The sequence below is a fragment of the Mesorhizobium sp. L-8-3 genome (genome assembly GCF_016756615.1).
GTDB lineage: Bacteria > Pseudomonadota > Alphaproteobacteria > Rhizobiales > Rhizobiaceae.
In genome coordinates this window covers 3,716,360-3,736,663 of the sequence record NZ_AP023262.1, presented here as the reverse complement: position 1 = coordinate 3,736,663, position 20,304 = coordinate 3,716,360, and the positions used below count along the sequence as shown (strand labels likewise).

General features: G+C 63.7%; 24 protein-coding genes. 17 read left to right on the top strand and 7 right to left on the bottom strand.

The window, feature by feature from the left end; genetic code table 11:
* The first annotated feature begins 228 nt into the window (after positions 1-228).
* From JN302_RS17475 to JN302_RS17460, 4 genes are all read left to right on the top strand, one after another.
* Complete coding sequence (locus tag JN302_RS17475; protein ID WP_244743363.1) at positions 229-1,317, top strand: CapA family protein; 1,089 nt, start codon at positions 229-231, stop codon at positions 1,315-1,317.
* 243 nt (positions 1,318-1,560) lie between these two features.
* Complete coding sequence (locus JN302_RS17470) at positions 1,561-1,773, top strand: cold-shock protein (RefSeq protein WP_202313736.1); 213 nt, start codon at positions 1,561-1,563, stop codon at positions 1,771-1,773.
* A gap of 415 nt (positions 1,774-2,188) precedes the next feature.
* Positions 2,189-2,401, top strand: a complete 213-nt coding sequence (locus JN302_RS17465; protein WP_202313735.1) for a cold-shock protein — start codon at positions 2,189-2,191, stop codon at positions 2,399-2,401.
* 564 nt (positions 2,402-2,965) lie between these two features.
* Entirely contained in the window at positions 2,966-3,445 is a 480-nt protein-coding gene (locus tag JN302_RS17460) for a BA14K family protein (RefSeq protein WP_342215972.1), read from the top strand.
* A gap of 190 nt (positions 3,446-3,635) precedes the next feature.
* On the opposite strand, the gene JN302_RS17455 is transcribed toward JN302_RS17460, so the two are convergent.
* The gene (locus JN302_RS17455; protein WP_202313734.1) at positions 3,636-4,277 is read right to left on the bottom strand and encodes an MBL fold metallo-hydrolase; all 642 of its coding nucleotides are present in this window, start codon (positions 4,275-4,277) and stop codon (positions 3,636-3,638) included.
* Between the two features lie 270 nt (positions 4,278-4,547).
* Between JN302_RS17455 and JN302_RS17450 the strand changes: the two genes are divergently transcribed.
* Positions 4,548-4,907, top strand: a complete 360-nt coding sequence (locus JN302_RS17450; RefSeq protein WP_446720730.1) for an ArsR/SmtB family transcription factor — start codon at positions 4,548-4,550, stop codon at positions 4,905-4,907.
* Between the two features lie 294 nt (positions 4,908-5,201).
* Here JN302_RS17450 and JN302_RS17445 read toward each other — a convergent pair whose 3' ends face one another.
* Together JN302_RS17445 and JN302_RS17440 are read right to left on the bottom strand one after the other, a co-directional pair.
* Complete coding sequence (locus tag JN302_RS17445; RefSeq protein ID WP_202313733.1) at positions 5,202-5,519, bottom strand: hypothetical protein; 318 nt, start codon at positions 5,517-5,519, stop codon at positions 5,202-5,204.
* Between the two features lie 212 nt (positions 5,520-5,731).
* The gene (locus JN302_RS17440; RefSeq protein ID WP_202333904.1) at positions 5,732-6,625 is read right to left on the bottom strand and encodes a branched-chain amino acid aminotransferase; all 894 of its coding nucleotides are present in this window, start codon (positions 6,623-6,625) and stop codon (positions 5,732-5,734) included.
* A 261-nt stretch (positions 6,626-6,886) separates the two neighbouring features.
* Here JN302_RS17440 and JN302_RS17435 point away from each other — a divergent pair, with 261 nt between their 5' ends.
* From JN302_RS17435 to JN302_RS17425, 3 genes are all read left to right on the top strand, one after another.
* On the top strand, positions 6,887-7,393 hold the full coding sequence (locus tag JN302_RS17435) for a MarR family winged helix-turn-helix transcriptional regulator (RefSeq protein WP_202313731.1): 507 nt from the start codon (positions 6,887-6,889) through the stop codon (positions 7,391-7,393).
* A 40-nt stretch (positions 7,394-7,433) separates the two neighbouring features.
* Positions 7,434-8,138 carry a response regulator gene (locus JN302_RS17430; protein ID WP_446720729.1) on the top strand — a complete coding sequence of 235 codons (705 nt, stop codon included), beginning with the start codon at positions 7,434-7,436 and terminating at the stop codon, positions 8,136-8,138.
* Between the two features lie 216 nt (positions 8,139-8,354).
* Complete coding sequence (locus JN302_RS17425) at positions 8,355-9,647, top strand: ATP-binding protein (protein WP_244743550.1); 1,293 nt, start codon at positions 8,355-8,357, stop codon at positions 9,645-9,647.
* On the opposite strand, the gene JN302_RS17420 is transcribed toward JN302_RS17425, so the two are convergent.
* Positions 9,631-10,527 (bottom strand): LysR family transcriptional regulator, encoded by an 897-nt coding sequence (locus tag JN302_RS17420; protein WP_202333903.1) that lies wholly within the window; start codon positions 10,525-10,527, stop codon positions 9,631-9,633. The genes JN302_RS17425 and JN302_RS17420 overlap by 17 nt on opposite strands.
* 112 nt (positions 10,528-10,639) lie before the next feature.
* Between JN302_RS17420 and blaOXA the strand changes: the two genes are divergently transcribed.
* Both blaOXA and JN302_RS17410 read left to right on the top strand, forming a co-directional pair.
* Positions 10,640-11,467, top strand: coding sequence for a class D beta-lactamase (gene blaOXA, locus JN302_RS17415; protein ID WP_202333902.1), 828 nt, complete (start codon positions 10,640-10,642; stop codon positions 11,465-11,467).
* A gap of 140 nt (positions 11,468-11,607) precedes the next feature.
* On the top strand, positions 11,608-12,630 hold the full coding sequence (locus JN302_RS17410) for a glycosyltransferase family 4 protein (protein WP_202333901.1): 1,023 nt from the start codon (positions 11,608-11,610) through the stop codon (positions 12,628-12,630).
* A 46-nt stretch (positions 12,631-12,676) separates the two neighbouring features.
* On the opposite strand, the gene JN302_RS17405 is transcribed toward JN302_RS17410, so the two are convergent.
* The 3 genes from JN302_RS17405 to JN302_RS17395 form a co-directional block, all read right to left on the bottom strand.
* A complete protein-coding gene (locus JN302_RS17405) occupies positions 12,677-13,039 on the bottom strand; it encodes a tRNA-binding protein (protein WP_202313725.1) in 363 nt (120 codons plus the stop codon).
* A 10-nt stretch (positions 13,040-13,049) separates the two neighbouring features.
* Positions 13,050-13,550: a YbjN domain-containing protein gene (locus JN302_RS17400; protein WP_202313723.1), complete on the bottom strand. Its 501-nt coding sequence runs from the start codon at positions 13,548-13,550 to the stop codon at positions 13,050-13,052.
* A 315-nt stretch (positions 13,551-13,865) separates the two neighbouring features.
* The gene (locus tag JN302_RS17395; protein ID WP_202313721.1) at positions 13,866-14,180 is read right to left on the bottom strand and encodes an accessory factor UbiK family protein; all 315 of its coding nucleotides are present in this window, start codon (positions 14,178-14,180) and stop codon (positions 13,866-13,868) included.
* Positions 14,181-14,356: 176 nt separating this feature from the next.
* Here JN302_RS17395 and JN302_RS17390 point away from each other — a divergent pair, with 176 nt between their 5' ends.
* From JN302_RS17390 to JN302_RS17360, 7 genes are all read left to right on the top strand, one after another.
* Positions 14,357-14,617, top strand: coding sequence for a type II toxin-antitoxin system ParD family antitoxin (locus JN302_RS17390; protein WP_202313719.1), 261 nt, complete (start codon positions 14,357-14,359; stop codon positions 14,615-14,617).
* Between the two features lie 446 nt (positions 14,618-15,063).
* The gene (locus tag JN302_RS17385; protein WP_202333900.1) at positions 15,064-15,444 is read left to right on the top strand and encodes a hypothetical protein; all 381 of its coding nucleotides are present in this window, start codon (positions 15,064-15,066) and stop codon (positions 15,442-15,444) included.
* A gap of 515 nt (positions 15,445-15,959) precedes the next feature.
* Entirely contained in the window at positions 15,960-16,181 is a 222-nt protein-coding gene (locus JN302_RS39970) for a type II toxin-antitoxin system RelE/ParE family toxin (protein WP_202334317.1), read from the top strand.
* Between the two features lie 99 nt (positions 16,182-16,280).
* Positions 16,281-17,135, top strand: a complete 855-nt coding sequence (gene lgt / locus JN302_RS17375) for a prolipoprotein diacylglyceryl transferase (protein ID WP_202333899.1) — start codon at positions 16,281-16,283, stop codon at positions 17,133-17,135.
* Positions 17,132-18,226, top strand: a complete 1,095-nt coding sequence (locus JN302_RS17370; RefSeq protein ID WP_202333898.1) for a class I SAM-dependent methyltransferase — start codon at positions 17,132-17,134, stop codon at positions 18,224-18,226. Before lgt ends, JN302_RS17370 begins: the two co-directional genes overlap by 4 nt.
* A 96-nt stretch (positions 18,227-18,322) precedes the next feature.
* Positions 18,323-19,114, top strand: coding sequence for a peptidoglycan editing factor PgeF (gene pgeF, locus JN302_RS17365; RefSeq protein ID WP_202313711.1), 792 nt, complete (start codon positions 18,323-18,325; stop codon positions 19,112-19,114).
* A gap of 2 nt (positions 19,115-19,116) precedes the next feature.
* Entirely contained in the window at positions 19,117-20,268 is a 1,152-nt protein-coding gene (locus JN302_RS17360; RefSeq protein WP_202333897.1) for a M24 family metallopeptidase, read from the top strand.
* The last annotated feature ends 36 nt before the right edge of the window (positions 20,269-20,304 follow it).

Genomic DNA, 20,304 nt, shown 5'->3' with positions numbered 1-20,304 from the left:
CGCAAATTGATCGGCGCAAGGCATCCCTGCGAACGAGCGTGCAGCATTGCAGCATCCGAGCCTGGGCCTGACAGCCCGCCGGGCCGACAAGATGCGACTGACGGCATCGCGGTCCATGAGGCGAGGACCCACCACCCACGCCGAACGCTCCTCGGGGCGCGCTGCGAAAGCCGGAGCGACGCTGCGAAGCTTCTGGCGCGCCCTTCCGCAAACGATTAGAAGAGCGCGGTGTCGAGCAACTTTCCTCTCTCCTATCGTCTCTCCTGGCTGCCCCGTTTTCTGGTTCCGTCTCTCGGCGGCGACCGCAACGGGTTTTTGCCGGCGATGGGGGGATCGTCGCGGACACCACCGCCGGACGTGCGTCTCGTCTTCGTCGGTGACATCTCGGCCGTGGCGAGCGGCAAGTCGCCCGAAATCGACGAAAGCCTGCGCAAGACCATCTCCGCAGCCGATCTCGTGATCGGCAATTGCGAAAGCCCGATCGTGGCTCGCCCCCTCGCCCGGCTTGGCACCGCAGTCGGCACGCGCCACGCCATGACCCGGAGCTTTCTCGAACAGACGCTGGCCGCCGCGGCCATCGACCCGCACAGGCTGGTGCTGTCGCTCGCCAACAACCACGCGCTCGACCAGGGCGTCCCCGGCTTCGAGCAGACGCTGGAGACGCTCGACCGGCTTTGCGTCCGCACGATCGGAGCCGCACGGGATGGCTTCGTGCGGACCGTGCGGGCCGGTCCGGCGCGGATCGGCCTTGCCGCCTTCACCCAATGGCGCAACGAGACGGCCGATGCCTTTTCGGGCCGGGTGACGACCGCGGCGGATTTCAACCACGGCGGCTGGGCCGCGTTGCGCGAGGCCGAGGCCGACTTCGTCTGCGCCGTACCCCATTGGGACCGCGAGTTCCGGCATTTCCCGGAAGCCGCGACGCGAGAGACGGCGCGGCGGTTGGCGGCAAGCGGCGCCAGTCTCGTCGTCGGCGGCCATGCGCATGTGGTCCAGCCGGCGGAACGGATCGGCGAAACGCTGGTCGCATATTCCCTCGGCGATTTCCTCGGCACGGCATGGTGGTGGTGCCGTTGGCCGTTGCGGATCAGCGCGCTGCTGTCGGTCGGCATCAGCCTGGACAAGGCGGAGGCCGGCTCCCGGCGTGCCGGGATCGTGTCATGCGGCATGGTCCCCTTCCTCCGGTCACCGCGGGGTGGCCGCGAGGTGCTCGCACCGATCGACATGGCGCGCCGAAGTCTAGGGCGCCGTGCGGCCGACCGCTGGCGGACAATATTCGCACGACAGCAAGATTTACGCGCGGCGGCAAGTGACTGAATTCACGGACAGTCTTGCAACTATCACGCATCCGTGCAATAGAAGTGTCCCTCGGGCATTTGCTGACCCGGAGACTGGACGCTTTGGACGACCCTTTCCCCGATACTGTGAATATCTGACGGCCCCTCTTTGGCGGGGGGTTAAATCATGCGCAAAACGCCTGACCGCCAAGATCCACCGGTTCTCCCGTCTTCCAATATCGGGAAGGACCAAGCAACAATGGGTGAAGGAGTTCTCCCCCCAATGGCTCAGACCGGCACCGTGAAGTTCTTCAACGCAACCAAGGGTTATGGCTTCATCACGCCTGATGGCGGCGCGAAGGATGTATTCGTGCACATCTCGGCGATCGAAGCCTCCGGCCTGCGCACCCTGATCGACGGCCAGAAGGTCACCTTCGACGTCGAGCCGGACCGCATGGGCAAGGGCCCCAAGGCGGTCAATCTGCGCGCCGCCTGATTCGTCTGCAAGACTGCCATTCTTCGAAAGGCACGGCGATCCGCCGTGCCTTTTGCTTTTGAGGTGCATTACAGATAGTATCAGCCAACTTAGGGAATGCTCACCATACATAAGCCGGCGAATTGTCGATGCCCGATGGAGCTGTCGTGGCGTCAATGAGCCAAACTGAAAGTTTCACTTGCTCACGCCGGAAAAATGAAGGACAAAATTCTTGTTCGGGCATTTGCCGGCCCGGAGACCGGAATAGACTGCACTGGGTTCTGGCAACGCCGGAAGCCCAGGTGATCGCGGAACAAGAGGATCTTGGGAAGGTCCCGGCGCGAGAAACTGTTTCTGCTCCTCCAGTGAACGGCCGAGCCTGCGCGGGGATATTTCCCGCCAGACATGTCGATGATGGGACCAAAGGGAGTTTCCCATGCCGCAGACCGGCACTGTCAAGTTCTTCAACCATGCCAAAGGCTTCGGCTTCATCACGCCGGACGACGGAGCGAAGGACGTATTCGTACATATCTCGGCGGTGCAGGCCTCCGGCCTTCCCGGCCTCGAAGACGGGCAGAAAGTGACTTTCGATACCGAGCCGGACAAGCGCGGCAAGGGTCCGAAGGCGGTCAATCTCAGGATCGGCTGAGCCGGTCCACGACCATCGACGGCGGGGCTCCGGCCCCGGAAACAGGCATGGCAGGCGCGGTGTCGCAGCAATGCTGTCTGCGGAGCTTTTTCCTATCGATGCCGGCACGGAGCATCTGTGGATGTGCCGTCTCGTGGATGTGCCGTCTCCAGGAAAGCGGGCGCCTGATCGACGCCGCTTTGGTGTTCCTGGTCCAAGGTAGCCCTGCGGCCGACAACCATCGAACATCGGGGGATCTACTGCGTCGGAAATCGTACTCGATTTTCAGAAGGCACGATGCGCAGGTTGAAAGCGCCAGAGCGACCTTTGCGCATCCGAGCGGACGCCCGGCGCTCTGGTGCCAATGGGCTTTCGGTCCGACAGGCGTGGTTGGCAGTCGCTTCGGCGGTCGATCTCATCGACCGCCGGCACGGAGCACCCGAGTGCTTGCGTCCGATAACTTCATCCTTTCTCAAAATGCCACTTTCGGCAGGCACACAGCCGTCCGCCACGCCGTTCAGCCTCCGTTCATGCAAGGGGGCCTAGACGGGCAATCGACCGCCGACCTTCCCCGGGATCCGCGGCGTGAAGGAGACAGATGTGAACCGCTTCCTGAAAACTTCGATCCTCTCGGCGGCCATCGCCGCGACCACGCTGACCGCCCTGCCTGCCGCCCATAGCGGCGAGCGTTATTACCGCGAAGGCCATGTCGTTCGTCGCAACTCCGACGGCGATCTGCTTGCAGCAGGCGTACTCGGCCTGGCGGCCGGTGCTATCGTCGCGGGTGCTCTGGCGGATTCGGGCCCAAGGGGACCGGTCTACCGGGAGCGGATTTATAACGATCCTTATGTGGACGACGACTATTTCCCGCCGCGGCCAGGCGCCGAATATGAATATGCGCCGGAGGGCGCCGGCTATGGGACGGGGCGATATGCCTATGGTGGGCTCGAGCCGTGGAGCCCCGGCTGGTTCCGCTATTGCGAGGATCGCTATCGTTCCTTCAATCCGAGCACCGGCACCTTCGTCGGCTATGACGGCAGGCGGCATTTCTGCGAAGCCCGATAGGCGGTCTGAATGAAGGTTGAGCGCCGCATGGCGGCGCTCGCCGACCCTGGCGGCAGCCAATATTCGGGGCCGCATGGCATCGAACCCGAAGGCGGGTACCGGTTTCGGAATAAATCCGGCGCTGCGACGACGGCTAGGCAAAGTTCGGGCTAGGGCAGCACCGTCGGTGCGTCCGCCGTTTGGAAGCGCTCTATGTAAGGAACGGATTGCTCAACCGCTCTTCGCCGAAGCGGCCGCCCGGCCCATGGCCGCACAGGAAGCCGATATCGTCGCCGAGCGGCAGCAGCTTCTCCTTGATCGACCGGATCAGCGCGGCATGATCCCCGCCGGGCAGGTCGGTCCGACCGATCGAACCGCGGAACAGCACGTCGCCGACATGGGCGAACTTTGCAGCACGGTTGAAATAGACGACATGGCCCGGCGCATGACCGGGGCAATGCAGCACTTCAAAGTTGTGCTCGCCGAAGCCGACCGTCTCGCCCTCGGCGAGGAAGCGGTCGGGCACGCAATTGCGCACAGTGTCGGTGATGCCGAAGCGCAGCGCCTGGTTTTCGAGATTGGCGAGCAGCGGACGATCGGCCTCATGCGGGCCGAGTATCTCCACCCCGAGCTTGTCCTTGAGCTCCATGGCGCCGCCTGCGTGATCGATATGGCCGTGGGTGATCCAGATCGCGGCGATCGAGAGCTTGTTGTCTTCGATCGCCTTCACGATCTCGGCGACGTCGCCACCGGGATCGACGACCACGCCGGACCTGTCGTCCGTATCGAACAGGATCGTGCAATTCTGCTGGAAAGGGGTCACCGGAATGATCCCGGCGTTGAGCTGGCCCATCGCGCTGCCTCATCTTCTCGGTCGCGGCTCACCGTGCCGCGCGTTGCTTCGGACACGCAAAGGGCGCCCATCGCTTCATGCTCGGCGCATCGTGCTTTTCCGAGGTCGAATTCCAAGTCCTCGGATCGTGCGCCAGGGCACACATAGTGGGGGCAGCCCCATCCGTCTACCCGTCCGGCGAGGTCGAGGGCCGGTACTCCGATCAAAGATCGATTGACGAACGGCAAATAACATATAACCTTTCAGTTATGGAATACTCGAGTTGTCTACATGATGCCGACTGACCGACTCAACGCGACATTCGCTGCGCTCGCCGATCCCACAAGGCGCGCGATCCTGGCACGGCTGGTCCTCGGCGAAGCGACCGTGATGGAACTTGCCGAGCCTTTCGCCATGAGTCAGCCCGCGATCTCGAAACACCTGAAGGTCCTGGAGAGTGCGGGGTTGGTCTCGCGCGGACGGGACGCGCAACGCCGGCCATGCCGCCTTGAGACGGCCCCGCTCGCAGAAGCGAACGGCTGGCTCGAGAACTACCGCGCCATCTGGGAGGGCAATTTCCATCGGCTCGACACCCTGCTCGACGTGCTGCAGGGCGATGCGGCAAGCAAGGGCGGTAGAGGCGTGGAATGAACAAACGGCCATTTGCCCGTCACGACGCCGTCCAACCGTGAGATCATCTGAAACAGATCTTCAACGCGCCCTGCACTTCCGCCCCCCGTCATGGCTGAACAGGGCTGGCTCGAGCACCGACCTGTGAGCGTTGAGGGAAAACGCGCGACGGCGCTCTGCATGCTGGAAGAAAGTATGGACGCTGGCTACCGTCGTCTCGACGAGTTTCACGACGCAGCCAGCGGGGCGGAAGCAACGTCGAGCCTGATGGGGAAACGGGCGACCGGGAGGCCGCCCGCCACCCGGGAATGGCTGTCAGGCCTTGTTCATTGACTTCATCACGGCGCCGACGATCGCCGTCAGGATTGCGCCGCCGCCGGCCCCGCCGATGGCGTTCGTGAGAAGGCCGCCGAGCGCCCCGCCGGCCGCGCCGCCGGCAGCCGGATCGCCGGTCGTCGCGCCGCCGAGCAGGCTTCCGAGGATCGTGCCGCCGGCGACGCCGCCGACCGCACCGCTGATGATTTTCGGCAGCTGACTCATTGCCGCCTGCTGGATTGCCGCGCCTACAGCCTGGCCACCGATGATACCCGTGATGATCTGCACGATGATAGCAATAAGGGCACTACTGTCCATGTGACTTCCCTCCAGAGCAAACCGGGACTCGGTGAGCCCGGCATGCACAGTGAGACGCCGAATTAGACGAAAGTCAAATATGAGATCGCCGAAGTAAAACCGACCGCGACCGCCTCGCCTTGATGCGAGGCTTCCACAACGTCACCTGAAGCCGTTGACTGCTCCGACGGCCAGGATGCGGCCCGCCCCTGGCGGCGAGCCGCCCGAGACCGCTACTCGGCTGCGATCGCGTGCTTGGGCTGCACTTCGGCGGTATAGTCGTTCATCAGCGTCTTGGTGATTTCGCCCACCTCGAACCGGTACGGTCCGATCTCGGAAACGGGGGTCACCTCGGCCGCCGTGCCGGTGAGGAAGCATTGCTCGAAGCCTTCGAGTTCCTCCGGCTGGATCGCCCGCTCGACGACCGCGAAGCCGCGACGACGCGCCAGATCGATCACGGTCCTGCGGGTGATGCCGTCGAGGAAGCACTCCGGATCCGGCGTGTGGAGCTTGCCGTCCTTGACAAAGAAGATATTGGCGCCCGTCGCCTCGGCCACTCGGCCGCGCCAGTCGAACATCATGGCGTCGGCGTACCCTTTCGCCTCGGCGGCGTGCTTGGAAAGGGTACAGATCATGTAGAGGCCGGCGGCCTTCGCGCGCGACGGCGCCGTACGCGGATCGGGACGGCGGTATTCGGCGATGTCGAGGCGGATGCCCTTCAGCTTCTGCGCAGGGTCGAAATAGCTCGGCCACTGCCAGATCGCGATCGCGCAGTTGATCTTGTTGTTCTGGGCCGAAACGCCCATCTGCTCGCTGCCGCGCCAGGCGATCGGGCGCACATAGGCGTCCTTGAAGCCTTGCTTCTTAAGCAGTTCGCGGCAGGCCTCGTCGATCTCGGCCACGCTGTAGGGGATGGTGAAGCCCAGGATGCGCCCCGACTCGTGCAGGCGCTCGCTGTGCTCGGTCAGTTTGAAGATCTCGCCGCCATAGGCGCGCTCGCCCTCGAAGACGGCGCTGGCGTAGTGCAGCCCGTGCGTCAGCACGTGGATCTTGGCGTCGGCCCATTTGACGAACTGTCCGTTCATCCAGATGAAGCCGTCGAGTTGGTCGAAAGAAACGGATGCCATGACTTGCCTCCCGCGGGCCTGTGCCCGGACGTCGAGTGGTTTTCTGTCCGCGGCATTGCTGTGAATGTCTGCGGGTGAGCGTAGGCGGAACGCCGGGGAAAGGCAAATTCACGGAAATTCCTGAAGGAACCGATTTTCCTTGCCTTTTCGTTCAAAATCCGCCGAAAAGCTTGAATAAAATTACCATCCAACCCAAATTATGTCAACATCACTGACATAATTCCGGCAGGATCACGGAATCATTCCGGGTGCGGGAAACACATGGCCGAACGTATCGCCGCAAACGCCAAGCCGATCAGGACGGCGCTGACGCTGGAAGACGGCATCGACTTCACTGTCATCGAGCTGTTCTTCTTCGCCTATCGCGACTTCACGTCCGACCCGGACGTGATCCTGACCGACTACGGCTTCGGCCGCGCCCACCATCGGGTGCTGCATTTCGTCAACAGGCGTCCGGGACTGACGGTGGCTGAACTGCTCGAGGTGCTGCAGATCACCAAGCAGAGCCTCGCCAGGGTGCTGAAGCAGCTCATCGATACCGGCCACGTCATACAGGTGCAGGGCCCCCGCGACCGGCGCCAGCGCGAGCTCTATCCGACGGCCAAAGGTCGCACTTTGGCGCTCGCGCTCGCGCGGCCACAGTCACGCCGCATCCATCAGGCACTGGAGGGCGCAAACGCGGCCGACCGGGAAGCCGTCGAACGGTTCCTGAAGGCCATGGTGAACCCGGAACTCAGGGCGCAGATCGACAATCGGCCCGTCAAGTAGGATAGTTCAAGAGAGGGGAAAGACTATGGAGGCGATCCAGATGACCGACCCATCTTCCGTGCCGGACGACGACGCCCCGCATCTTCTGGTGGTCGACGACGACACGCGTATCCGCAATCTGCTGAAGCAGTATCTGACCGAGAACGGCTTCAGGGTAACGGTCGCGGGGACCGCCGTCGAGGCGCGGCGGCGGCTTGCCGGACTGGATTTCGACCTTGTCGTGCTCGATGTGATGATGCCTGGCGAAAGCGGCGTCGACCTGACGAGGTCGCTGCGCGGCGAGCGCGACGTGCCGATCCTGATGCTGACTGCGCTGTCCGAAACCGAAAGCCGCATCACCGGGCTCGAAGCAGGTGCCGACGACTATCTGCCCAAGCCGTTCGATCCGCGCGAACTGATCCTGAGGATCAGCAACATCCTGCGCCGCGGCGGGCCACAGGTCGTTCCGAAGGTAGAGCAGATCGTGTTTGGCCCCTACACGTTCCAGATCGCCAAACGCGAATTGAAGCGCGGCGGCGAAGCTTTGAGGCTGACGGACCGCGAACAGGAGATCCTGGCGATCTTCGCCGGCAGGGCCGGCGAGACCATCCCGCGCCACGAATTGGTGGCCGGCGAATCGGAGGTCGGCGAACGCACCATCGACGTCCAGATCAACCGGCTTCGCCGCAAGATCGAACGCGACCCCTCCAATCCTGTCTGGCTGCAGACTGTGCGCGGCATAGGGTATAGGTTGAGCGTCGAATGACGCAGGCCTTCGCGACCGCTCCGGGAAGCGATCGGCGATCGGAAAGGACGAATGGCGACTTCGCAGATGACCCCGGCGGACAAGGGCCCGGCGCAGGCGGAACGCGTGACTGCGGCCCAGCGCCCGGTCGCCACATCGGGCGGTTCGTCCTGGAGCAGAAGGTCCGGTTTCCTGCCGAACAACTGGCGCCGGTTCTGGCGGCTGGTGTCGCGCTACATGCCCAAGCGGCTTTATGCGCGCTCGCTGATCATCGTCATCGCGCCGATGATCCTGTTGCAGTCGGTCATCGCCTTCATGTTCATGGAGCGTCACTGGCAGACGGTGACGCAGCGCCTGTCGCAGGCGGTGACCCGCGACATCGCCGCGATCATCGACATGATCGAGACCTATCCGCCCGGAGACAACTACGCCAGCGTCATCCGCATCGCCCAGGACCGGCTGTCGCTCAAGATCGACCTCTTGCCGCCGTCTCCCCTGCCCGCGCCCGGACCGAAGCCGTTCTTCTCCATTCTTGACCAGATCCTGAGCGAGGAGATCACCAAGCAGATAAACCGGCCGTTCTGGCTCGACACGGTCGGTAACTCCAACATCGTCGAGATCCGCATACAGCTCGACGACAAGGTGCTGCGGGTCTTCGCGCGGCGCAGCCAGGCCTATGCCTCGAACACACATATCTTCCTTCTGTGGATGGTAGGCACGTCGCTCGTCCTGCTGACCATCGCCATCCCTTTCCTGCGCAACCAGATCAAGCCGATCCTGCAGCTCACGGAAGCCGCCGAGAGCTTCGGCAAGGGACGCCCGACACCAAGCGACTTCAAGCCGCGCGGCGCCGAGGAAGTGCGCAGGGCCGGCATTGCCTTCCTGCAGATGCGCGAGCGCATCGAACGCCAGATCGAGCAACGCACGGCCATGCTCACCGGGGTCAGCCACGACCTTCGAACCATCCTCACCCGCTTCAAGCTGCAGCTCGCACTCGCCGGCAAGAAGCTCGACACCACGGCGCTCAACCAGGACATCGACGACATGCAGTCGATGCTGGAAGGCTATCTCGCCTTTGCGCGCGGCGAGGCCGCCGAGGACACCGGCCGCTTCGATCTCCAGACCTATTTCGACAAGCTTTCCGAGGAGGCGCGCCTCCGGAAACGCGGTCTCGCCACATCGATTGCGGGCAGACCCGAGGTGCAGGTGCGGCCCAATGCGTTTTCGCGCCTGCTCGGCAACGTGATCGGCAACGCTTTCCGCTACGCCCGCAATGTCAGGGTGAATGCGCTGCACACGCGCGGGGCACTGACGGTGACCGTCGACGACGACGGCCCCGGCATTCCGTTCGATCGCCGCGAGGACGTCTTCAAGCCGTTCCTTCGCCTCGACGCTGCGCGCCAGGACGCCGGAGGCACGGGGCTCGGCCTGGCGATTGCTCGCGACATTGCCCGCAGTCATGGCGGCGACATCACGCTCGACGACAGCCCGATGGGCGGCTTGCGGGCGGTGATCAAGGTTCCAGCCTAGCTGCTCCTGTCGACGCGGTCGCCGCGCCGAGCAACCATGCGCGGAACGCGCCCATAGCTGGTGTGGGATTGCGCGATTTGAGCCGCGTCAGCCAGTACCGGCCCATCGATATCGACGTATCGAAAGGCCGCTGTAGCGTGCCGTCGGCGAGTTGGCGCGAGAACATCATCGGCGGTGCGAGCGCCACACCCTCCCCCTGCAGCGCCGCCTCGACCATGGTCAGCGAGGAATCGAACACCGGTCCCCTGATGGTCGGGGCCGCCACGCCGGCCTCCTCGAACCAGGACGGCCATTCGTCCGCCCGGTAGGAACGCAGCAGCGTGTGGCGGACGAGATCGGCGGGGTCGCGCAGCGTCTCGGCGATTTCGGGAACGCACAGGGCCGACAGCGGCGCCGCGAACAGCGCCTCGGCCTCGGTGTCATGCCAGGCACCGTTGCCGAAGCGGACAGCGTAGTCCAGCCCTTCGGCGGCGAGATCGACCCGGTTGTTGTTGGTGGAAAGCCTGACATCCACGAAGGGGTGCCGCTCGCGGAAATCGCGCAGCCGCGGCAGCAGCCAGCCGACCGCGAAGGTGCCCACCGCGCCGACTTCGAGCACTTCCCTCACATGGCCGCCATGGAACTTCTCCATCATGTTCGCGATACGGTCGAAGGAATCGCGCAGCGTCGGCAGCAGGGCCAGCCCTTCGTCGGTGATCAGCAGTCCACGCGGGAGACGCCGGAACAGCGTGACGCCGAGACGCTGCTCGAGCGACTTCACCTGATGGCTGACCGCAGCCTGGGTGACGCAAAGCTCGATGGCAGCGCGCGTGAAGCTCAGATGCCGGGCTGAGGCCTCGAAAGCACGCAAGGCGGTGAGCGGGAGATGCGGACGGACCATGGTTTCCCCAAGAGAAGGCCAAATTCGTTTCATGCCTGACCGCAAATATCATCGTTTGTCCGTATCAGCCATGCCACGTAGTCAGGGGACAGCGGAAATCACGGAGAATAAAATGCGCGACAACGAACGGTTCATGCCCGGTTCGGGCCTGCTCGCAGCCGGCCTGCTGCTGGCGCTCGGCATGGGCGCCGCGCCTGCCGCTGGCCTGCTGCTCGAATGCACGCTCATCATCGATGCCTCGAGCGGCGAGGCATTGTCGCGCAAGGGAACATGCGACCAGGGCTTTGCGCCGGCATCGACGTTCAAGGTCCCGCTCGCTTTGATGGGTTTCGATTCCGGCGTCCTGAAGGATCCGAAGACGCCGAGCTGGGACTATCGGCCCGAATTCAACGCGAACAAGCGCCAGCAAAAAACTGTGAACCCGACGATCTGGCTCGAAGACTCGATCGTCTGGTATTCGCAGCAGATCACGCAGCAGATCGGCGACGAACGTTTCGCCGACTATGTGGCCAAATTCAACTATGGCAACATGGACGTATCGGGTGATCCCGGCAAGAACAACGGCCTCACTCACTCGTGGCTTATGTCGTCCCTGAAGATCAGCCCCGTCGAACAGGTCCGCTTCATACGCGCCATGCTCGACCGGCAATTGGCTCTATCGGCCAAGGCCTATGACATGACGGAGACGATCATGCCGCGTTTCGCGATAGGCGGCGGCTGGATCGTACACGGCAAGACCGGTAGCGGCCGGTTACGCGAAAAGAACGACGTGGACGGCAAAGTCCGACCGGTGGGCTGGTTCGTCGGCTGGGCCAAAAAAGATGGCCGGCGCGTTGCCTTCGCGCGGTTGGAGATCGGCAACGGCAAGGCGGACAAGCGACCCGGCTTCCAGGCGCGGGAAGCGCTCTTCGAGGCGCTGTCGAAACTGGACCTCGATTGAGCCGGCGCTATATCAAACGGAGGATTGCAAGCCCCCCGCCCGTTTCATCGCAGCGTCATGAAACTCTGCTCAAAGGCGCGCGAAACGACGGACGGCCGGCGATTCCAGGGGAAGGCGCCGGGAAATAGGGAAGACGCCCCTTGCGCATCCTGATGGTAACCGATGCCTGGCGGCCGCAGATCAACGGCGTCGTCCATACGCTGGAACGGCTGTCCGAGGTCCTGACAGGTTTCGGGGTCGAGACCCGTTTCCTGACGCCACAGGGCTTCCGCACCTTGCCCCTGCCGACCTATCCCGACATCCGGCTCGCGCTGACGACGCCCGGCCACGTCGCCAGGCTGATCAGGGCTGAGCAGGCCGACCATGTCCACATCGTGACGGAAGGGCCGCTCGGCATCATGGCACGACGCTATTGCCTCGCCGAGGGCCGTCCCTTCACCACCAGCTACCACACGCGTTTCCCTGAATATCTGAGCGCGCGCCTTCCTGTTCCCGAGGACTGGGCCTATCGCTGGCTGCGCGACTTCCACAACTCCGGGCAAGGCACTCTGGTGGCCACGCAGTCGCTCGCCGACGATCTGGCCCGGCGCGGCTTCACCAAGCTGCGGCCTTGGACGCGCGGGGTCGACACCACTTTGTTCCGGCCCGACCGGCGCAAGGCGCTTGACTTCCCCGGGCCGATCTTCCTCTGCGTCGGGCGCATCGCCGTCGAGAAGAACCTGCCGGCCTTTCTCGATCTCGACCTGCCGGGCAGCAAGGTGCTGGTCGGCGAAGGCCCCGAGCTTGCCAAGTTGCAGGCAAGATATCCGCAGGCGCACTTTCTCGGCCGCAAGCCCATCGACGAAATGGCCGACATTTATGCTTCGGCCGACGTCTTCGTCTTCCCGAGCCGCACCGACACATTCGGCAATGTTATCATCGAAGCGCTCGCCAGCGGCACGCCGGTCGCCGCCTATCCGGTCACCGGGCCGATCGACATCGTCGGCGACGGCAAGGGCGGGGCGGTATCGGAGGATCTGCGCCAAGCAGCGCTCGCCGCGCTGCATATCGATCGCGCCGAAGCCCGCGCCAAGGCGCAACGCTACAGTTGGACGGCCTGCGCCGAGATGTTTCTCGACACTGTCAGGGAAGCATTGAACGGACGTGTCCGCGTGGCCGCATGACGAAAGGCTCCATCATCTGAACAAGCGCGCCCCCAACGCGCGCCGTTCAGAACAGCCTGCCGCCGTCAGGCACCTTGCGCTCTATAGCGCCCAGCACCACGTCGCCGTCGCTGTCGGGAAAGCCGAGGGTGAGCACCTCGGACATGAATTTGCCGATCTGGCGCGGCGGAAAGTTGACGACGGCGAAGACCTGCCGCCCGACCAGCGTCTCTGGCGCGTAGTATTTGGTTATCTGCGCCGACGATTTCTTGATGCCGATCTCGGGTCCGAAGTCGATCTTCAGCTTGAACGCAGGCTTGCGGGCTTCGGGAAAAGGCTCGGCCTCCACGATCGTGCCGGCACGAATGTCGACGCGATCAAAATCGGCGAAGGTGATCTCGGGCCTTCTCGGCCCGCCGCCCGAACCCATCCGCAGTTCCTCAGGCGTTGCCGTAGGTTTCAAACAGCACGCCGGCCAAGGCATCGCGGGCCGACACGCCAGACCAGACGACGAACTGGAATGCCTGGAAATAGCATTCGCAGGCTTCCAGCGCGCTGGAAAGCAGAACCTCGACCTGCTGGCTGGTCGGCTCGACCCCGCCGGCAAGCAGCAGCGACTGGCGGAACATGATCGCGCCTTCCTGCTCCCAGAGGTCGAAATGGCCGAACAGCATCTGTTCGTTGATCAGCGACAGAAGCCGCAGGATTTCGAGCGTGCGGGCCTCAGGCACCTTGATGTCGAAGGCGCAGGCGAGATGAAGCGCCTCGAAATCCTCCATCCAGGAGAAGGAGACATGGTAGTCGGTCCAGCTTCCGGCAACCGAGATCGAGATCTCGTCGTCTCCTGTGCGCTCGAACGACCAGTCATTGGTGTTGGCGACCTGCTCGATCACGTCGACGGGATGTGCTTCGCGTACGACGTCGAGTTCAACGAGTTCCATTCAAATATCCTGTCGTTTCTGGGAGCGCCACCGCACGCTCCGCTGGAGGGCACACGACAACTATCGAGCACACGAGCGGAAGAAGGGACGGTACGCTACTATTCCCCAGCCGGACCTCCCGCCGTCCGGCGCATGACCTGTTTCGAATCATGCAACAAATTCAGTCTATTGATGGAGAGTCGCGGCGCCAGCCCCTTTTTGCGCGAGAGGCCCTTGGGGGTGTGGATAGCCCCGCAAGGCGGATTCAGGCGGACGCCTTAAGCGATTCAGCGCAAAGCGTTTTTCGATTCAGCAGGCGATGTGGAAAAGTCCGAATTATTTTTTGGCGCGCGGCCGGGAAGCGGTCGTCGAAGCCGGTTTCGGGGCAGCGCCGCCGGCGAGCGCCGCGATCTGCGCCTCCAGCGCTTCGATGCGCGCGGCAAGCTTCTGGTTTTCGGCACGGGCCTTGGCGGCCATGTCGCGGGCAGCCTCGAACTCCTCGCGCTGGACGAGTTCCATCGAATTCAGAAACCGTTCGGCCTGGGACCGAAACGCGGTTTCCATCTCCCGGCGCACGCCTTGTGCGGCGCCGGCCGCATCCGTCACCAGCTTGGCGAATTCATCGAGAATGCGGTTCGGTCCGTTCGACATGGCTGATACCTCACGTGCTGGATTGGAGGTAATGGGCAAGGGCGACGAATGCAAGGCGTGAGCACGGCCCTGGGTAACTCTCCACCGGCTTGGCGGACGAAAAGACGCGCATGGATGGCTTACCGAAGTCCACCGCCAATAATAGTTATTAAGGATCAAACCATAAGGAGCCTGTCATGCTGATCAGCGCCGATCTCGGAGAACAGATCGAGGCATTCGTCTCGAAGATGGTCAGCAGCGGCCGCTACAACTCCAAGAGCGAGGTGCTGCGGGAAGGGGTACGCCTCATCCAGGAACGGGAGACCCGGCTCGCCGCGCTGAATGCGGCGCTCGAGCGCGGTCTCGCGGATGCCGAGGCCGGACGCGTGACGCCGGCAGAGGAGGTGTTCGACCGTCTGGAGGCCAAGTATCGCGCCATGGCACGAAACAGGGCGTGAGATGAGGGTTTTCCTCGCCCGGGCCGCCGAGGTCGAATTATAGGAGATCGGAGATCACATTGCTCTGCCGAATGCCGATCGGGCCATGAGCTTCGTTCAGGAACTTCGCGACAAATGCCTGGGCCTGGCCGAAATGCCGCTTGGCTTTCCGCGCCTCGCACAATGGCCAGCCCTCGATCCGAGGCGCCTTCACGGTATCCGTCCGCGAACAAACGTACCGCCTGTCAAGGCTCGTAGGCGCGATTCGACGCGGTTGGCGGTAAAGTATGTTCTTCTAGCTGCCTCTGCCCCGGCATTCGAAACGTGCCCGTCAATGACGGTAGCGGCGCAAGGCCAGGCAGCATCTGATCCGTTGGCCGTGGGTGCTAGCGCCACACCCTCGCTAGGCGGAAAGGTTGATTTGTGCTAGTATTGAATACTAGCGATCAAAGCATCGGGAGGATGCTATGAAAGAGCAGTTCTACATTGGTCTCTTCAGAGTCATTGGCGCCTTGATGATTGTCTTCTGGTTTGGTGTGCCCGCGTCGGCGGAAGAGAAGACTACTCCGATTGCGCCACAATATGATCCAACGCAATACGGCCAAATCGTGCGTATGCTGCCATTGCAGATCCAGATCCCGATCATTGAGATGACGCCCATTAAGGGGGGCGCCGTCGCACTGGCAGTCACTTGTTCGGCGCAATGCACCTCTGGGCAAAAAGTGCTGCAGTGCAGCGCCTCGGGGGCTTCTGCCAACTGCATGAGCACGGGGACGATGGCCACCTGCGCCGACGGGACCAACACGACGACATGCGATTGCAACGCGGGTTCGTGCACGACTCGCTGATGCTGCGGCTGGTCGTGGTGAAAAACACAGCAAGCTGCGCGCCTTGACGTGGATACTCACCGAACTGCCGATCGATCTGCCCATCCGAAGCGGCATGCCGGTGACCAAAGACTTCATGAAGTTGCAGCCGGAGAAAAGTTCACGGCACGCCGAGAGCGTACCATTCGGGCGAAAATCACCCCCTCGATGGTACGCCGAGAGCGTATACATCTAATCTACCAGATACCTGTGCCGCAGACGCCGCCTTCGCAGCAGTGGCCACAGTGACCACCGCGCTTCTTGAAACAGGCCGCCCGTGCCCAGCCCATCCACAAGGCAAGGCGCGCGGCGGGCGGGATGAAAGGCACGGCTATAACGGACCGGGTGCGGATCCTGCCTCAAGACCGGCGTGCAGGGAAAATTCGGGGGCCTCCTCGCAGCCGCCCTGACGCGCTTTTGAGCCTTGCGGGCCAACCCAGTGGTGCTCATCCGGGAATAGGCGCGGTACTGTCGCTCAGCGTCCGCTAGACCTTGGGATAGCACCTCAAGGCTTTCGCTTCGGTGCTCCCGAGCAGCACGGTAATTTCCCGTTTGCCTATGATCTCCAGTCATTTCCCAGGGAACCTTGCGCCGGTCATAGGCGTCGTGTGCACGGCAACTATCTGATCTTCTATCGCGCGAGCGGCGAGAACGTCGAGATTCTCCATGTCCTCCATGGCGCGATGGACTACGAACGCATTCTGTTCCCGGAAGATTGAACGCCGCGGGGCCCGCTGGCCGCCCTTGCGCCACCCCGCCGCCTTGACCCTGCCGGAACCCTGCCGCATGGTCCGCGCCGACTCCGACCGGGAGACGTCATGAGCGAATATCTGAGCCCGCCGCTTGCGGCCCTGCCCTTCCCGAACATCGATCCCGTCATCGTCCAGATCGGCCCCTTCGCCGTCCACTGGTACGGTGTCGCCTATATTGTCGGCATCCTGTTCGCATGGTGGTACGGCAAGCGTCTGGTGACCAATCCGAGATTGTGGGCGAACGGCACGCTCCCGATGAAGCCGACGGATCTCGACGACTTCGTCGTCTGGGCCGCGATCGGCGTCGTGCTCGGCGGCCGTATTGGCTATGTGCTGTTCTACGACTTCGCCCGCTACCTCGCAAATCCGCTCGACATCTTCGCGGTATGGCAGGGCGGCATGTCTTTCCATGGCGGCTTCACCGGCTGCACGCTGGCCATGATCCTGTTCGCCCGCTCGCGCGGGATCAGCGTCTGGACCATGTTCGACGTGATCGCCGCGGGCGTTCCTGTCGGCCTGGGGCTGGTCCGGATCACCAACTTCATCAATTCCGAGCTCTGGGGCAGGATCACGGATGTGCCCTGGGCCGTCGAGTTTCCCAATGGCGGGCCGTTCGCCCGCCACCCCAGCCAACTTTACGAAGCGGGGCTCGAAGGCCTGGCGCTGTTCGTGGTGCTGCGCATTCTCACTCACGGCCTGCTCAAGCTGAAGCAGCCCGGCTTCGTCGCCGGCGCCTTCGTCACCGGCTACGGCCTGTCGCGCATTTTCGTCGAGTTCTTCCGCGAGCCCGATGCCCAGATCGGCTACCTGCTCGGCGGATGGCTGACCATGGGCATGGTTCTGTCAGTGCCCATGGTGCTGATCGGGCTGTGGGCGATCGCACGGGCAAAACGTGCCGCTTCCCAGACCCGACCGGCATGACGCAACGATCGCTCAGGCGGCGCATTCTCGACCTCATCGAGGCACAGGGACCGCTTTCGGTCGCCGACTACATGACGCTCTGCCTCTACGACCGGAAAGAGGGGTACTATATGAGCCGCGAGCCGTTCGGCCGCGGCGGCGACTTCACGACCGCGCCGGAAGTGAGCCAGATGTTCGGCGAACTGGTCGGCGCCTGGATCGTATCGGCATGGCAGGCAGTGGACCGCCCCTCGCCCGCCATGATCGTCGAGATCGGCCCGGGTCGCGGAACCCTCATGAAGGATATGGAGCGGACGCTGCGCCGGATCGCGCCGCAACTGCACGAGGCCGCCCGGTTCGAGCTGATCGAGGTCAGCCCGCGCCTCGCCCGCATCCAGGCCGAGACGCTCGCGACTTCTTCGGGGCCGTTCGACTGGCACGATGACATCGATGCCCTGCCCAGCCTGCCGCTCTTCATCGTCGGCAACGAGCTCTTCGACGCCGTGCCGATCCGCCAGTATGTGCGCACCGAAAGCGGGTGGCGCGAACGCTGCGTCGGCGCCGACGGCAACGGAAATCTTGCGTTCCTGGCAGGGGCTGGCTCGCTCGACGCGTCGCTGCTTCCGGCAGCAGCGGCCGAAGCGGCGCCGGGGACGATCGTGGAAGTCGCTCCGTCACGGTCGGCACTGATGCAAAAGATCGCCGAACGCATCGCCGGCGACGGTGGTGCCGGTCTCTTCTTCGACTACGGGTATCTGGAGCCGGCCACGGGCGATTCCTTTCAGGCTCTCCGGCGACATGCCTTCACGGATCCGCTCGCCGAACCGGGCAAGGCCGATCTGACCGCCCATGTCGACTTCGCCGCCCTCGCCGATGCGGTGCGCGCGGCCGGCCTCGTCGCGGGGCTCGCAACCCAGGGAGGCTTCCTGCTTCGCATGGGACTGCTCGAACGCGCCGGCCGTCTCGGCGCCGATGCCGACGAAGCGGGACGCGAGCGGATTTCCGGCGAGGTCGAGCGGCTCGCCGGACCGGACCAGATGGGCTCGCTGTTCAAGGTGATGGCAGTCGCGCGACAGGAATTGCCGCTTCCGCCTTTTTCATCGCCGGATTGACACCGTCCCCGCGCCTGGCCCACTGTCCGCCCGCGAAGACGAGGGCGCGAGAGGGATGGCTTGACGAAATCGCTCCCGATGTGAACAAGGCGGCATATGCTGGATGTTTCGAAACCGGACCCGGTCCGATCACCCTTGCTCGATCAGGCGGCCGCCCGCGGCATCCGCCACGGCTATTTCACGCGCACAGGCGGGGTTTCCGAGGGCATCTATCGCGGCCTCAACACCGGAACCGGATCGGATGACGATCCGGGCAAGGTAGTCGAGAATCGCCGGCGCGTGGCGACCTGGATGGGTGTGGCGCCCGACTGCCTGCTCAGCGTCCATCAGGTCCATTCCCCTGATGTGATCGTCGTGCACGGGAAGTTTACCGGCGACCGACCCAAGGCAGACGCGCTCGTGACCAACCGGCCGGGGCTGGCGGTCTGCGCCTCGGCCGCCGATTGCGGGCCGGTGCTTTTCGCCGACGCCGACGCCCGCGTCGTCGGCGCGGCCCATGCCGGCTGGAAAGGCGCCTTGACCGGCGTGCTCGAGAACACGATTTCCGCGATGGAGCAGCTCGGCGCCAGGCGCGACCGGATCGTCGCCGTGCTTGGCCCGTCGATCAGCCAAGAAAACTACGAGGTCGGGCCGGAATTCGTCGCCCGCTTCGTCGAGGCCGATGCAGCAAACCGGCGATATTTCAGGCCGTCCGGACGCGACGATCACGCACTGTTCGACCTCAACACCTATAGCGTCGATCGCCTCGCGCGCGCGGGCGTGCTAGCGGCAATGCTCGGCCGCTGCACCTATGCCGAAGAGGACCTCTTCTATTCCTACCGGCGGGCCACACACCGCAAGGAAGCCGACTACGGGCGGCTGATTTCAGCGATAGTTCTGGAGGCCTGACGATGGCGTTGCATTTCGAACGAAGCGAGTATGACGCGCGACGCGATCGGCTGCTGATCGAGATGGCGGCCAAGAAGCTCGACGCGATCCTGCTATTCGCCCAGGAGAGCATGTACTGGCTGACCGGCTACGACACTTTCGGCTACTGCTTCTTCCAATGCCTGGTCGTCAAGCTCGACGGCTCGATGACGCTTCTGACCCGATCGGCCGATCTGCGCCAGGCGCGACATACCTCGATCCTCGACAACATCCTCGTCTGGACCGACCGCGACAACGTCAACCCGGCGATCGACCTGCGCAACCTGCTGAATGATCTCGGCCTGCTCGGCGCGCGCATCGGGGTCGAATACGATACGCATGGATTGACCGCCTATAACGGCCGGCGCGTCGACGAGCAGTTGCAGACCTTCGGCCAGATCGCCGATGCGTCCGGTATCGTCGGCCGGCTCCGGCTGTTCAAGAGTCCGGCCGAGATCCGCAAGGCCGAACGGGCCGCAGCACTTTCGGACGAGGCGCTCGACGCGGCACTGCCGCTGATCGTCCAGGGCGGCGACGAAGGCGCCATACTGGCCGCGATGCAGGGCGCCGTGCTGGCCGGCGGCGGCGACTATCCGGCCAACGAGTTCATCGTCGGATCCGGCCCCGACGCCCTTCTGGTCCGCTACAAATCCGGACGGCGCAAGCTCAGCAAGAACGATCAGCTCACGCTCGAATGGTCGGGGGTCTTTCACCGCTACCACGCGCCGATGATGCGCACGGTACTGACGGGCAAGGCCTCCAAGCGCCATCAGGAGCTGTTCGACGCGGCCAGGGACGCGCTGGTCATGGTCGAGAAGACCATGGTGCCGGGCAAGACGTTCGGCGACGTCTTCGACGCGCATGCCAGGGTCATGGAGGCGCATGAGCTGACCAGGCATCGCCTCAACGCCTGCGGCTATTCCGTCGGCGCGCGCTTCTCGCCGTCCTGGATGGATATGCCCATGTTCTATCAGGGCAATCCCGAGCCGATCGCCCCTGATATGACCTTGTTCGCCCATATGATCATCATGGATTCGGAGACCGAGACGGCCATGACGCTCGGCCGTACCTATCTCACCACCGAATCGGCGCCCAAGCCGCTGTCGCGCCATGATCTCGACTTGATCGTGCAGTGAAACCATAATGACCGAAAAAGGTGCGGCAGATAGTGG

Bases quoted from the DNA above. Each gene is read 5' to 3' on its own strand.
- JN302_RS17470 (WP_202313736.1), top strand. From the start codon at position 1,561: ATGGCTCAGACCGGCACCGTGAAGTTCTTCAACGCAACCAAGGGTTAT.
- JN302_RS17465 (WP_202313735.1), top strand. From the start codon at position 2,189: ATGCCGCAGACCGGCACTGTCAAGTTCTTCAACCATGCCAAAGGCTTC.
- JN302_RS17455 (WP_202313734.1), bottom strand. From the start codon at position 4,277: ATGGGCCAGCTCAACGCCGGGATCATTCCGGTGACCCCTTTCCAGCAG.
- JN302_RS17450 (WP_446720730.1), top strand. From the start codon at position 4,548: ATGATGCCGACTGACCGACTCAACGCGACATTCGCTGCGCTCGCCGAT.
- JN302_RS17445 (WP_202313733.1), bottom strand. From the start codon at position 5,519: ATGGACAGTAGTGCCCTTATTGCTATCATCGTGCAGATCATCACGGGT.
- JN302_RS17440 (WP_202333904.1), bottom strand. From the start codon at position 6,625: ATGGCATCCGTTTCTTTCGACCAACTCGACGGCTTCATCTGGATGAAC.
- JN302_RS17435 (WP_202313731.1), top strand. From the start codon at position 6,887: ATGGCCGAACGTATCGCCGCAAACGCCAAGCCGATCAGGACGGCGCTG.
- JN302_RS17430 (WP_446720729.1), top strand. From the start codon at position 7,434: ATGACCGACCCATCTTCCGTGCCGGACGACGACGCCCCGCATCTTCTG.
- JN302_RS17425 (WP_244743550.1), top strand. From the start codon at position 8,355: ATGCCCAAGCGGCTTTATGCGCGCTCGCTGATCATCGTCATCGCGCCG.
- JN302_RS17420 (WP_202333903.1), bottom strand. From the start codon at position 10,527: ATGGTCCGTCCGCATCTCCCGCTCACCGCCTTGCGTGCTTTCGAGGCC.
- blaOXA (WP_202333902.1), top strand. From the start codon at position 10,640: ATGCGCGACAACGAACGGTTCATGCCCGGTTCGGGCCTGCTCGCAGCC.
- JN302_RS17405 (WP_202313725.1), bottom strand. From the start codon at position 13,039: ATGGGTTCGGGCGGCGGGCCGAGAAGGCCCGAGATCACCTTCGCCGAT.
- JN302_RS17400 (WP_202313723.1), bottom strand. From the start codon at position 13,550: ATGGAACTCGTTGAACTCGACGTCGTACGCGAAGCACATCCCGTCGAC.
- JN302_RS17395 (WP_202313721.1), bottom strand. From the start codon at position 14,180: ATGTCGAACGGACCGAACCGCATTCTCGATGAATTCGCCAAGCTGGTG.
- JN302_RS17390 (WP_202313719.1), top strand. From the start codon at position 14,357: ATGCTGATCAGCGCCGATCTCGGAGAACAGATCGAGGCATTCGTCTCG.
- JN302_RS17385 (WP_202333900.1), top strand. From the start codon at position 15,064: ATGAAAGAGCAGTTCTACATTGGTCTCTTCAGAGTCATTGGCGCCTTG.
- lgt (WP_202333899.1), top strand. From the start codon at position 16,281: ATGAGCGAATATCTGAGCCCGCCGCTTGCGGCCCTGCCCTTCCCGAAC.
- JN302_RS17370 (WP_202333898.1), top strand. From the start codon at position 17,132: ATGACGCAACGATCGCTCAGGCGGCGCATTCTCGACCTCATCGAGGCA.
- pgeF (WP_202313711.1), top strand. From the start codon at position 18,323: ATGCTGGATGTTTCGAAACCGGACCCGGTCCGATCACCCTTGCTCGAT.
- JN302_RS17360 (WP_202333897.1), top strand. From the start codon at position 19,117: ATGGCGTTGCATTTCGAACGAAGCGAGTATGACGCGCGACGCGATCGG.